Consider the following 12,036-nt stretch of genomic DNA (forward strand, 5'->3'; position numbering starts at 1 on the left):
GGTGCGGTCGTTGCTGGTGCCCGTGCTCGTCGTCGCCGCCCTCGGCCAGCCGGTGGCCGGCGTCGTGTTCGTGCTGGACGGCGTCCTGATCGGCGCGGGCGACGGGGTCTACCTCGCCTGGGCCGGTCTCGCCACGCTGGTCCTCTACGCCCCGGTCGCCCTCGCGATCGCTGCTGCCCAGGGCGGGCTGGTGTGGGTCTGGGTCTCCTTCGCCGGCCTGTTCATGGGCGGACGGCTCGTCACCCTGATGCTCCGCGAGCGCAGCGAGGCGTGGCTGGTCACCGGCGCGCCGCGCTGACGCCGCTCGCGCGCCCGTAGAGTCCCGGGCGTGAAACCTCTCCAGGCGATCGCGATGGGCTACGTCATCATCGCCCTCTTCGCACGCCAGGGCGGCTACGACCTCCTGGCGGACCCCCTCGGCTGGGCGCTGGTCCTGCTCGGCGTACGGCGGCTCCCCGACCCGATCGACCGGGCCGGCCTGACGTACGTCGGTGCCCTGGCCCTGCTGGTCTCGATCCCGCTGTGGGTGCCCGACGTCCTCGAGGCCATCGCCCGGGAGGACGCCTCGCTCGCCTGGGCGGCCAACCTGCCCGCCCTGGCCTTCGCCGCCCTGCTGTTCCGCCAGCTCAGCCAGGCCGCCCAGGGCGCCGGGGCCGTGACCGCGCAGATGGTCCTGCAGGGACTGTTCACCCTGACCCTCGTGGTGGCGCTGCTGCCCGCCCTCGTCTTCGGCGGCGGCCTCACGGTGCTCGAGGACCTCGCCGTCGGCACCGAGCAGCTGCTCAACCTCGCCGCCGTCGTGGTGCTCTTCACCTACTCAGGACACCGCTGGGCCGGCGCCCCCGAGTCAGATGTCGTGGGCCCGCCGCGGCCCGGCTCGAAATAGACCAACGGCCGCCCCCCCGAGGGGGACGGCCGCTGATCGGTGGTGCTGGTGCTCGGCGTGCGTCAGGCCGGGATGACGTTGAGGGCCACCGTGGCCGAGACGTCGTCGTGCAGCTTGACGGCAACCTTGTGGGCGCCGAGCGACTTGATCGGGTTGGTGACCACGATCGTGCGCTTGTCGATCGACTCACCGGCGACGTCGCCGAGGGCGGACGCGATGTCGGTGACCGTGACGGCGCCGAACAGGCGACCCTCGGCTCCGGAGCGGACCTTGAGGTCGACCGGACCGGCCTGCAGCTTGCGCTGCAGCTCGGCGGCGTGGTCGTGGTCGCGCACGGAGCGCGAGGCACGAGCAGCCTTGATGGAGTCGACCTGCTTCTGGCCGCCCTTGGTCCAACGGGTGGCGACGCCACGCGGGATCAGGTAGTTACGGCCGTAGCCGTTCTTGACCTCGACGATGTCGCCGGCCGCGCCGAGTCCATCGACTTCCTGGGTAAGGATGAGCTTCATGTCAACCTCTCTCAGCGACCGGTGGAGGTGTAGGGAAGCAGAGCGACCTCGCGGGCGTTCTTGACCGCGATGGCGACGTCCCGCTGGTGCTGGACGCAGTTGCCGGTCACGCGACGCGCGCGGATCTTGCCTCGGTCGGAGATGAACTTACGGAGGAGGCCGGTGTCCTTGTAGTCGACGCCGGTCGCCTTCTCCTTGCAGAACTGGCAAACCTTCTTCTTGGGCTTGCGCATCACTGCCTTGGCCATTGTGGTGCTTCCTTTCTAGAAGCCCGGCCCTGCGAAGCAGGGACGGAATGGTGACGGATGTGCTTGGTGTGGTGCTGGTGCTGCTGGATCGATCCAGGATCAGAACGGGGGCTCGTCCGAGCCCACGCCCGGGGCGCCCCACGGGTCGGTGGCGGGACGCTGGGCCCCACCGCCGGACGGAGCGCCGCCGCCGGGAGCCGGCGTGGCCCACGGGTCGTCGGCCTGCTGGCCGCCACCCTGACCGCCGCCGGAGTAACCGCCGCCACCCTGGCCGCCGCCCTGCTGGCCGCCGCCGTAACCCCCGCCGCCGCCGGAGCGACTGGCGCGGGCCACCTTGGCGGTGGCGTACTTGAGCGACGGACCGACTTCCTCGACCTCGAGCTCGACCACGGTGCGCTTCTCACCCTCACGCGTCTCGTACTGGCGCTGCTTGAGCCGCCCCTGCACGACGACGCGCATGCCCTTCTGCAAGGACTCGGCAACGTTTTCTGCGGCCTGACGCCAGACGGCGCAGGACAGGAACAGCGCGTCGCCGTCCTTCCACTCGTTGGAGTTCTTGTCGAAGGTGCGTGGGGTCGACGCGATCCGGAAGTTGGCCACCGCGGCCCCCGAGGGGGTGAAGCGGAGCTCCGGGTCGTCGACGAGGTTTCCCACGACGGTGATGATGGTCTCGCCGGCCATGAAGGTCTCCCTAGGAATCGTTTGATCCAGTGGTGTCGGTGTGCGCGCTCATCGTGGCGTGCGGCACCGACAGGGGAAAGTGCTTCTCCACAGATCGAGGTGACCTGGTGGAGAGCCCTCGCTCACTTAGCGTCGGGGCGAAGCACCTTCGTGCGCAGGATCGACTCGTTCAGCGTGAGCTGACGGTCGAACTCCTTGACCGTTGCGGGCTCGGCCGTCAGGTTGATGACGGCGTAGATGCCCTCGGCGTTCTTCTTGATCTCGTAGGACAGGCGACGCCGGCCCCACACCTCGACCTTGTCAACGGTGCCACCGTCGGTGCGGATGACGTTGAGGTACTTGTCGAGCGAAGGCTCGACAGTGCGCTCTTCGAGACTGGGGTCGAGGATGACCATCACTTCGTAGGCACGCAAAGCGACCCACCTCCTCTGGACTCAGCGGCCACGGTCTCTCCGTGGCAGGAGGGCTTTCTGCGTTGTTGCTGCATCTGGGTGGCCGGTGACCCATCGGTGGGGCGGACACAAAGACACCGAAGGCTAACAGCGGCCTCGGGACGACGCGAAAACCCCGTCCTGGCGGCTTCTGACCAGCCCGGGGCTACTGGTAGGTGAGCGGGTTGTCGACGACTGCCTCGGCCTGCTCGCCGACGACGAAGACGCCGTTGACGCCGGCCACCCCACCGGGGGCCTCGAAGGGCACGTAGATGCACGTGCGGTCGGGGCCGAAGCTCCAGATGTCCTGGAGCGAGCCGAGCACCTCGGTGCCGTCGAGGGAGTAGAGGGTGACGCCGATCGGGGTGCCGTCGGGGACCCCGCGGATGAGGTACTCGGCGTAGATCAGCTCGCCGGGCACCACCGCCATCTGCTGCGGCGCAGCGATCGTGCTCACGCCGTTGCAGCCGCCCTCGTCGCCGTCGGTGACCCACCCGGCCGACTCGAAGCTCACGTTGTCAGGCATCACGTCGCTGCGCGGCAGTGTGTCGACGTACGGCGAGACGTAGTCGGGGTCGCCGCCGCTGCGGGCGATCCGGAGCAGGTCGGAGGCCAGGTCGACGGGGCGGATCAGCGCCGAGCCCGAGGTGATGGCGCCGGCGGAGTCGGAGTTGGCGGTGATCACCGCGGTGTTGATCCCGATGATCTCGCCGGCGTCGTTGATCGAGGGACCGCCCGAGTTGCCGGACCCGAGGCGGACGTCGGAGTCGATGAAGCCGCGCTCGGTGCCGATCACCGGGTCGGACTGGAAGGTCGAGACCACGCCACGGGTGATGGTCAGCGGCTTGCTGAGCTGAGAGGCGACGTTGCCGATCGCGGGGTAGCCGAGCGCGGTGATCTCGTCGCCGGTGCGGACGTCGCTGCTCGAGCCGAGCGGCAGCGGCTCGGGGAGGTCGAGGTCGTCGCTGTCGACGGGGTTGCCGGCGGCGTCGGCAGTGATCTGGAGGACGGCGAGGTCGAGGTAGCCGTCGGCGACGATCGACTCCGCGCGGTAGGTCGGTTCGGCGGCGACGTCGTCGGAGCCCGAGGTGACCGAGACCAGCAGGAAGGCGGGGTCGCCACCTTCGATCGCTCCCTGTCCGGGCGCGGTCGGCTTGCCGACGTGGGCGTTGGTGAGGATCAGGCCGTCGCTGCTGATGATGCTGCCGGAGCCGGTGTAGAGCGGGTTGCCGGAGTCGTCGATGGCGGTGAGGAAGACCGAGGCCGCCTTCGCGCGGTCGAGCTCGGCGGAGTCGAGCCTGTCGTCGAGGGTGTCCTGACCGAGCCCGCCTCCGGCCGCCGGGGCGCGGTCGTCGCCGGTCACCGCGGCGCCGAGGGCCACCGCCCCCACGACGGCGAGGACGACGGCGAGAGCCGCCCCGCCGATCACCAGTGCCCGCTGACGCTTCTGGCGCGCCATCGCCGCCACGGCCTGGCCCACCGCCAGGACCGGGACGACCTCGATCTCGTAGCCGGCGTTCGGGTGACCCAGGCTGATCTCGGTGGGCTCCTCGATCAGCAGCGTCGAGATGCGCTCGCCGTCGACGTACGAGCCGCCGGTCGAGTGGTCGGTCCAGCGCCAGCCGTCGGGGCCGGGCTCGATCACGGCGTGCAGCCGGGAGACCGCGCTGTCGTCGGCGACGACCTCCATCTGCGGGTCGCGCCCGACTCGCACCGGCCCGTGGCCACCGAAGCGCACGTCGGAGTCGAGTCGTCGTCGCACCAGGAGACCGGGGGGCTCGGCCGGCCCTGCAGGTGTCCCGGTCGCCCCGGGGCCGCCAGGACCACCGGGATCACCGGGCCCGCCGCCGGGTGGGAACAGCGGGCCGCTGATCATCGTGGTGTCCAGGCCGACCGGGGGGCCGGTGGGCGGCGGGGGCGGCAGCGGCGAGCGCGTCGGCGCGCTCACGGTGACCGTGAGGCTGAACCCCTGGGTCGGGTCGCCGAAGCCGATCACGGTGGTGCCGGTGAGGTCGGCGCGCTGCACCCGGTGGCCGTTGACCCACGTGCCGAGCGAGCTGTCGAGGTCGACGACCTCCCAGCCGTCACCCACCGGCCTCAGCTCGGCGTGCGCCCGTGACACGGAGGCGTTGTCGGTCACGACATCACTGGCCGGGTCGCGGCCGATCCGGAAGACACGGGCGGTCGGCGATCCCCACGTCCGCGAGGACGACTGGATGCGGATGGTGCTCATGTGGGGCCTCCGGGGCGGGGACGCAGTGCGTCCGGACCACGCAGGACGTCTACAACGAGGGTATCCGGGCCCGCCGACTCGTGCGCCCGCTCCTAGAGTGCAGGCCATGAGCGTGCTTCCGATCGGTGCCCATGTCGACCAGACCGACCCCCTCGCCGAGGCCGCGGCCCGCGAGGCCTCGCTGGTGCAGATCTTCCTCGGCGACCCGCAGAGCTACAAGGGCCCCGAGATCAGGTACGCCGGGGGCGCCGACGCGCTGCGCGACGACGCGACCGCGGCCGGCGTCGACCTCTACGTGCACGCGCCCTACATCATCAACGTGGCGACCACGAACAACCGGATCCGGATCCCGAGCCGCAAGCTGCTCCAGAAGCACGTCGACGCCGCAGCCTCGATCGGCGCCAAGGGCCTGGTCGTGCACGGCGGGCACGTCAACAAGGCCGATGATCCCGAGACCGGCTTCGACAACTGGCGCAAGGCCATCGAGGCCACCGACCTCAAGGTGCCGCTCCTCATCGAGAACACCGCGGGCGGCGACAACGCGATGACGCGCTACCTCGAGCGCATCGGCCGCGTCTGGGACGCCATCGCGAGCGCCGAGGGCGCCGACCAGATCGGCTTCTGCCTCGACACCTGCCACGCCCACGCCGGCGGCAACGCGCTGGAGACCGTCGTGGACGACGTCCGCGCGATCACCGGTCGGATCGACCTGGTGCACTGCAACGACAGCCGCGACGCCTTCGACTCCGGCGCCGACCGCCACGCCAACTTCGGGGCCGGCACGATCGACCCCGAGCTGCTCGCCGCGGTCGTGCGCGACGCGGGTGCTCCGGTCGTGTGCGAGACCCCGGGCGGGGCCGAGGAGCACGCCGCCGACTTCGCCTGGCTTCGCGAACGGCTCTGACCCACCGGTAGCCTCGGCAGCGTGCTGACCGTCCGCGCCATCCCCGAGTCCGACCACCTGGGCTTCGTCGACTCCCGACGCTCGGCCAGCTTTCTCCAGACCCCCGCCTGGGGTGCGGTCAAGGGCGAGTGGCGCCGCGAGTCGCTCGGCTGGTTCGACGCAGAAGGTGCGCTCGTCGGCGCGGCGCTGGTGCTCTACCGCCAGCTGCCGAAGGTCAAGCGCTACCTCGCCTACCTGCCCGAGGGCCCGGTCATCGACTGGACCCTCGAACGAGGAGCCGAGGGCGACCAGGGCGGCGACCTGGCCCTCTGGCTCGACCCGCTCACCGCGCACCTGAAGAAGCAGGGCGCCTTCGGCGTGCGGATGGGGCCCCCGGTCGTCACGCGCCGCTGGAACGCCGCCGCCATCAAGGCCGGCATCGCCGACGACGCCGTACGACGCCTCGACGACGTCGCCCCGACCGTGCGCGACGCCGCGGGCGCCCGTGTCGTCTCCGAGCTGCACCGCCTCGGCTGGCAGCCCCAGACGGCCGAGGGCGGCTTCTCGGCCGGCCAGCCGCAGTACGTCTTCCAGATCCCGTTGCGTCACGCCGACGGCACCGCCCGCACCGAGGACGACGTCCTCAAGGGGATGAACCAGCAGTGGCGCCGCAACATCAAGAAGGCCACCAAGGAGGGCGTGGAGGTCACCACGAGCACGCCCGAGACACTCACCGCAGACCTCAAGGCGTTCCACGACCTCTACGTCCACACGGCCGAGCGCGATCACTTCACGCCGCGACCGCTGAGCTACTTCGTCACGATGATCGAGGCCCTCGGCGCCGAGAGTCCCGACCGGCTGCGGTTGTGGTTCGCCCGTCACGAGGGCGAGCTGGTCGCCTCGACGATCGCGATCCGCGTCGGTGCGCACGCCTGGTACTCCTACGGCGCCTCCTCCACCGAGAAGCGCGACGTGCGCGGCTCCAACGCCGTGCAGTGGGCGATGATCGCCGACGCGCTGGCAGCCGACGCCGACGTCTACGACCTGCGCGGCATCACCGACACCCTTGACGCCGACGACCCGCACGCCGGTCTCATCCAGTTCAAGGTCGGCACGGGCGGCGAGGCCGTCGAGTACGCCGGCGAGTGGGACCTCCCGCTCAACCGACTCCTCTACCGCGCGTTCGACACCTACATGAAGAGGCGGGGACGCGCGTGAGCCTCACCCTCACCGTCGACGGCGAGCGCTGGCGTCGACACCTCCGCACGGTCGCCGACGCCAACCCGGGCCTGGTCCCGGTCACCAAGGGCAACGGCTACGGCTTCACCCTGGGGCGTCTCGCCCGGCGCAGCGAGTGGCTCGGCGTCGACACGATCGCGGCCGGCACCTACACCGAGCTGCCCGAGCTCGCGAGCCGCTTCGACGGCTCGCTCGTCGTGCTCACCCCGTGGCGCCCCTTCGTCGACGACCTCGACCCCGCCCTCGCCGATCGCGTCATCCACACCCTCGGTCGCGTCGAGGACGTCGACGCCCTTCTGGCCCGTCAGCCCCGGGCCCGCTTCGTGCTGGAGATGCGCACCTCGATGGTGCGCCACGGCTTCCTCGCCCGCGAGCTCTGGGAGGCTGCCGAGCGGCTGCGCCACCACCGCGGGGCCCGCCTCGAGGGTCTGGCCCTGCACCTCCCGCTCGCTCAGGGCTCCCACCTCGGTGAGGTACGACGGCTGCTCAACGATGCCGTCGGCGCCGGGCTCGAGGGCCTCACCACCATCTGGGTCAGCCACCTCAGCCACGCCGAGCTCGACGTGCTGCGCTCGTCGTACGCCGACTTCACGATCCGGCCACGGATCGGCACCGGCCTCTGGCTCGGCGACCGCGGCGCACTGTACGTGTCCTCGACCGTGCTCGACGTGCACCCGCTCGAGCGGGGCGACTCGTTCGGCTACCGCGCCCGCACGGCGCCGAAGTCCGGCCACCTGCTCGTCGTCAGCGGCGGCACGGCGCACGGCATCGGCCTCGAGGCCCCCACCGGCGACTCCTCGATGAAGGCCCGCGCGGCCACCCTGGCGCGCGGCGGCCTCGACGCGGTCGGCTTCGTGCGCTCGCCCTTCTCGATCGACGGCAAGCAGCGGCTCTTCGGCGAACCGCCGCACATGCAGGCCTCGATGCTGTTCCTCCCGAGCGGTGCACGGGTGCCGGACGTCGGCGACCAGATCGAGGTGCGGGTGCGCTACACCACCACGTCGTTCGACCGCGTCGTCGTCACCTGAGCCGACCCGTCCGACCCGTCCGACCCGTCCGATACTGGCGGCGCCGCTGGCGCAGCCGGCTGCCGTCGCTCGGCGGCGACCGGGTCGTCGTCGTCCCACCAGACGTCGCCCACCACGCACGCGACGAGCCAGAGGGTGCCGACCACGTGCACGCCGATCCCGAGCCAGTAGAAGGCCGGCGGGCCGTTGCCACCGGGGTCGAGCAGTCCGCCCAGCCACCACGAGTGCAACGCGGCGAACAGCACCACGCTGCCCTGCCAGACGAGCAGGTCGCGCCAGCGTGGACGGGCCAGCGCGGCGAGCGGCAGCAGCCACAGTGCCTGGTGCGGCTCGAAGGACGGGCGCAGCAGCACGAACCCGGCCACCAGCAGCAGGGCGACCTGGCTGACGCGCGGCGGGGCCGGCACGAGGAGCGCGAACGCCACGACCGCTGCGACCCACACCCCGACCAGCACCCAGGACACGAGCAGCACCGTCGCGTGGGTCGGGGCGTCGTCGCCGAGGGCGCCGTCGAGGACGGTCCAGAACGTCCCGGCGTCAGGTCCTCGGTCGGCGGCCACGGCCCAGAACCGCTCCCACTGGGCGCGCCCCGACACGAAGGCGGGCGCGTTGAGCGCAGCCCACGTCGCAAGGGCCGCGACGGCGCACGGCAGCACCTCACGCACCCGACGAGTGCGCAGCGCGCTCAGTGCGAAGGCGATCAGCAGCAGCACGGGCCACACCCCGGCCGCCGCCCCGACGCCCACCGCGACGCCGGCGAGGGCTGCGCGACCGCGTGACCAGGCCAGCAGGGCGAGCGCGACCGCACTCACGGCCAAGAGGTGCCAGGCGCTCAGCCCGGTCACCACGAGCACCGGCGCCACGGCGAAGCCGGCGGCGTCCCACGGGCGACGCCGGTGCACCAGGCTCAGCGCCCAGGTCGTGAGAAGTGCCAGGACGGCGAAGCCGATCGCGTTCACGCCCACGAAGATCACCCGCTCACGACGGATGTCAGGATCGCGGGCCAGCGCGTCGGCCGACACGGCGTACCGCTCGCTCAGCTCGGGCGCGCCGGCGAGCACGTGGGTGACGCGCGCTGCGGCGTAGGCCCAGAGGCCGGTCAGCGCCGGCTCCTCCAGCACCGGGTGGCGATCGAGCGACGTCGGGTCGCCGTCCCACGGCCAGGTGCCTTCGACGAGCCCGGTGTCGGTGTAGGACTCGGCGACCTCGGAGGTGCACAGGTGGGAGTACGCGACGTCCCCGCTCCACCGCGCGCTGACGCACGACGTCTCCACGACCAGCCCGAGAGCGAAGGTGAGGGCCGTGAGACCCAGCAGCACGCGCACCGGTGTCCACCACGAGCCGTGACGACCGTCCTGGCTGTCGCGGGCCGAGCGCGCGCGGGCACGGCTCCCGACCGGACCGCCGACCGGCTCCGACAACGCCGCGACGAGCCGGTCGTCGACCGTGGGGTGCACGTGCCCCGCGGCCGGCTCCCCCCCGCGCGACGACACCCGGCTCACCCTCAGCCCGCCTCAGTCCACGCTCAGTCCGCGCCGCCACCCGAACCCGGCTTGGGCGTGGGGGTCGGCTTGGGCGACGCCGTCGGGGTGGGCGTCGGTGTCGGGGTCGGGGTGGGCGTCGGGGTCGGAGTCGGCGACTCGCACCTGAGCAGCCCACAGCTCTCCGTCGGGGGCGCGGGCGTAGGCGTGGGCGTCGGCGTGGGCGTCGGCTCGGGCGTGGGCTCCGGCGACGGTTCCTTGGTCGGCTTCTTGGTCGGCTTCGGCGTCGACTTCGGCGGCTGCGAGGACGCGGGCGGCGGGGTGTAGACCGGTGCTCGGTCCGTGCCCGGGGCGTCGCCGTCGACGTAGACGGGCTCGGGGAAGTCCAGGACCTCGGTGCCCTCGAGGGCGAGCCCCATCACGGCCGTCCAGGTGTCGGCCGGGAAGGCGCCACCGAAGTACGACGGCAGCCAGCCCTGCAGCTGCTCGTTGCCCTTGCCGCGCACGTACATCACCGCGGTCGACATCTGCGGCGTGTAGCCGGCGAACCAGGCCGAGGAGACCTCACCGAGGCCGTTCGTGGCCGTGCCGGTCTTGGCGGCCGCGGGCCGCCCGAGGCCGAGGGCGGCCGTGCCGGAGCCGGCGCGGACGTTCTCCTGCAGGGCGAAGGACACGTCGGCGGCGAGATCGGCGCTGAGCGCCCGCTTCGTGACGACCTTGTGGTTGTAGAGCACCTCGCCGTCGGCGGTGGTGACCTTCTCGATGACGTACGGCTCGGCCGCGACGCCCTCGTTGGCGAGCGTGGCGTAGCCGTTGGCCATGTTGATCGGGCTCACGGTCTGCGAGCCGAGGGCCACACCGGTGATCGCCTTGAGACCGGGCGAGGAGTCGGGGAAGCCGTCCTGCCGTCCGGCCTTGTTGGGCGGGATCCCCATCTTGTTGGCCATCTTGACGATCGACGTCGGGCCGTCGTCCATGGCCAGGGTCAGGTCGATGAAGGCCGAGTTGGCCGACTTCTGCGTGGCGGTGATGAGGTTGATCGCCGAGCCGAAGTCACTGTCGCCCTGGTTCTCGATCTCGGTGCCGTCGGGCAGCTCGTAGGGCGAGTTGCCGTCGAAGGTGTCGCGCAGCGCGAAGCCCTGGTCGAGCGCGGCGGCGAGCGCGAACGCCTTGAACGTCGACCCGGCCTGGCCGCCCGCGATCGCCCAGTTGAGCTGGGAGTCGAGGTAGTCCTGGCCGGCGTAGAAGCCGCGCACCGCACCGGTGCCCGGCTCGACGCTGCCCACGCCGATGTGGAGCTGCTTGTCGCCGAAGCCCTCGGGCTTGGCGTCGAGCACGCCCTGCTCGGCGGCCTTCATCGCCGACTGGTCGAAGGTCGTGGTGATGCGCAGGCCACCGCCGTCGATCTCCTCGTCGGTGAAGAGCGAGCCGTCCTTCTTGCGCAGCTCGACCAACGACTTCTTGACCATCGTCAGCATGTGGCCCTTCTGGCCGCCATAGCTGCTCTCGGCCACGACCTCGGTGAACTTGGGCAGCCGCTTGACCGCCTTGGCAGCCTTCGCCTCGGAGATGTCGCCGACCTCGGCCAACGAGTCGAGCACGTAGGCGTAGCGCTCGCGCAGTCGGTCCTTGGCGTCCTTGCCGTTGTCGGGGTCGAGGCCCGAGGGGTTGTTGAGCACGCTGGCGAGCACGGCCGACTGGCGCAGGTTGAGGTCGGCGGCGTCGACGCCGAAGAACGCCTCGGCAGCGGCCTCCGCGCCGTAGGTGCCGCGGCCGAAGTAGATGGTGTTGAGGTAGCCCTGCAGCACCTCGTCCTTGCTCTGCTCGCGCTGGATCTTCAGCGACAGGATCGCTTCCTTGATCTTGCGCGTGTAGGAGCGCTCCTGCGTGAGGTAGAGGATCTTCACGTACTGCTGGGTGATCGTGGAGGCACCCTGCTTGCTGTTGCCGCTCGCGTTGCTGAACGCCGCACGCAGGATGCCGCGTGGGTCGATGCCGCTGTCGGAGTAGAAGGAGCGGTTCTCCGCTGCGACCACCGCGTTCTTGAGGTTCTCGGAGATGTCGTCGAGGCCGACGATCTCGCGCTCCTGGGTGGCGAAGTTGCCGAGCTCGGTCGAGCCGTCCTCGTAGTAGACGAAGCTCGACTGCGTGAGGAACTCGTCGTTCGGCTGGGGGATCTCGATCGTCTTGTAGAGGAAGATGAAGACACCGACGGCGAACAGGGCCACCATCGCCCCGGAGCCGACGAGCAGGATCGCGCCGCGCGCGGCCCGCTGCTTCCACGTGCGCGTGGGGCGGTTGCGGAAGGTCAGCCGCTCGCCCCAGGTGCGCCGGGCGCCGTCGGCGCCGTACGCCGAGGACCCGCCGAGGAAGCCGGAGCGTGCGCCCCGTGCGGTGGAGCGGGAGGACGCCGTAGC

11 protein-coding genes and 1 pseudogene are annotated in these 12,036 nt (G+C 71.4%); 5 read left to right on the plus strand and 7 right to left on the minus strand.

Annotated elements, in window-relative coordinates; all coding sequences use genetic code 11:
• Both VOI19_RS04735 and VOI19_RS04740 read left to right on the plus strand, forming a co-directional pair.
• A pseudogene (locus VOI19_RS04735) lies at positions 1-298 on the plus strand (MATE family efflux transporter); the annotation flags it as partial.
• A 30-nt stretch (positions 299-328) separates the two neighbouring features.
• Positions 329-886 (plus strand): hypothetical protein, encoded by a 558-nt coding sequence (locus tag VOI19_RS04740; protein WP_323791803.1) that lies wholly within the window; start codon positions 329-331, stop codon positions 884-886.
• Positions 887-948: 62 nt separating this feature from the next.
• On the opposite strand, the gene rplI is transcribed toward VOI19_RS04740, so the two are convergent.
• The 5 genes from rplI to VOI19_RS04765 all read right to left on the minus strand — a co-directional run bounded on the left by rplI (position 949) and on the right by VOI19_RS04765 (position 4,988).
• The gene (gene rplI, locus VOI19_RS04745; RefSeq protein ID WP_323791804.1) at positions 949-1,395 is read right to left on the minus strand and encodes a 50S ribosomal protein L9; all 447 of its coding nucleotides are present in this window, start codon (positions 1,393-1,395) and stop codon (positions 949-951) included.
• An 11-nt stretch (positions 1,396-1,406) separates the two neighbouring features.
• The gene (gene rpsR / locus VOI19_RS04750) at positions 1,407-1,643 is read right to left on the minus strand and encodes a 30S ribosomal protein S18 (protein ID WP_323791805.1); all 237 of its coding nucleotides are present in this window, start codon (positions 1,641-1,643) and stop codon (positions 1,407-1,409) included.
• Positions 1,644-1,742: 99 nt separating this feature from the next.
• Complete coding sequence (locus VOI19_RS04755; protein ID WP_323791806.1) at positions 1,743-2,324, minus strand: single-stranded DNA-binding protein; 582 nt, start codon at positions 2,322-2,324, stop codon at positions 1,743-1,745.
• Between the two features lie 122 nt (positions 2,325-2,446).
• The gene (gene rpsF, locus VOI19_RS04760) at positions 2,447-2,737 is read right to left on the minus strand and encodes a 30S ribosomal protein S6 (RefSeq protein WP_323791807.1); all 291 of its coding nucleotides are present in this window, start codon (positions 2,735-2,737) and stop codon (positions 2,447-2,449) included.
• 184 nt (positions 2,738-2,921) lie between these two features.
• Complete coding sequence (locus tag VOI19_RS04765) at positions 2,922-4,988, minus strand: FHA domain-containing protein (RefSeq protein ID WP_323791808.1); 2,067 nt, start codon at positions 4,986-4,988, stop codon at positions 2,922-2,924.
• 106 nt (positions 4,989-5,094) lie between these two features.
• On the opposite strand from VOI19_RS04765, the gene VOI19_RS04770 reads away from it, so the two are divergent.
• From VOI19_RS04770 to VOI19_RS04780, 3 genes are read left to right on the plus strand one after another with little or no spacing between them, the layout of a single operon-like run.
• A complete protein-coding gene (locus VOI19_RS04770; protein WP_323791809.1) occupies positions 5,095-5,892 on the plus strand; it encodes a deoxyribonuclease IV in 798 nt (265 codons plus the stop codon).
• A 21-nt stretch (positions 5,893-5,913) separates the two neighbouring features.
• Positions 5,914-7,089: a lipid II:glycine glycyltransferase FemX gene (locus VOI19_RS04775; RefSeq protein WP_416366323.1), complete on the plus strand. Its 1,176-nt coding sequence runs from the start codon at positions 5,914-5,916 to the stop codon at positions 7,087-7,089.
• On the plus strand, positions 7,086-8,138 hold the full coding sequence (locus VOI19_RS04780; RefSeq protein WP_323791810.1) for an alanine racemase: 1,053 nt from the start codon (positions 7,086-7,088) through the stop codon (positions 8,136-8,138). Before VOI19_RS04775 ends, VOI19_RS04780 begins: the two co-directional genes overlap by 4 nt.
• Here the strand turns inward: VOI19_RS04780 and VOI19_RS04785 are convergent.
• Together VOI19_RS04785 and VOI19_RS04790 are read right to left on the minus strand one after the other, a co-directional pair.
• The gene (locus VOI19_RS04785) at positions 8,099-9,631 is read right to left on the minus strand and encodes a glycosyltransferase 87 family protein (RefSeq protein ID WP_323791811.1); all 1,533 of its coding nucleotides are present in this window, start codon (positions 9,629-9,631) and stop codon (positions 8,099-8,101) included. The two genes, VOI19_RS04780 and VOI19_RS04785, sit on opposite strands and share 40 nt — an antisense overlap.
• A gap of 32 nt (positions 9,632-9,663) precedes the next feature.
• Positions 9,664-12,036: transglycosylase domain-containing protein (locus VOI19_RS04790; protein ID WP_323791812.1), on the minus strand; the 2,373-nt coding region annotated here is incomplete at its 5' end.

The sequence above is a fragment of the Nocardioides sp. genome, from assembly GCF_034670285.1.
In the GTDB taxonomy this organism is placed as follows: Bacteria; Actinomycetota; Actinomycetes; order Propionibacteriales; family Nocardioidaceae; genus Nocardioides.

What these genes read in the sequence shown, in the direction of transcription:
- VOI19_RS04755 (WP_323791806.1), bottom strand. Translation starts at nt 2,324, where the DNA reads ATGGCCGGCGAGACCATCATCACCGTCGTGGGAAACCTCGTCGACGAC.
- rpsR (WP_323791805.1), bottom strand. Translation starts at nt 1,643, where the DNA reads ATGGCCAAGGCAGTGATGCGCAAGCCCAAGAAGAAGGTTTGCCAGTTC.
- VOI19_RS04765 (WP_323791808.1), bottom strand. Translation starts at nt 4,988, where the DNA reads ATGAGCACCATCCGCATCCAGTCGTCCTCGCGGACGTGGGGATCGCCG.
- VOI19_RS04770 (WP_323791809.1), top strand. Translation starts at nt 5,095, where the DNA reads ATGAGCGTGCTTCCGATCGGTGCCCATGTCGACCAGACCGACCCCCTC.
- rplI (WP_323791804.1), bottom strand. Translation starts at nt 1,395, where the DNA reads ATGAAGCTCATCCTTACCCAGGAAGTCGATGGACTCGGCGCGGCCGGC.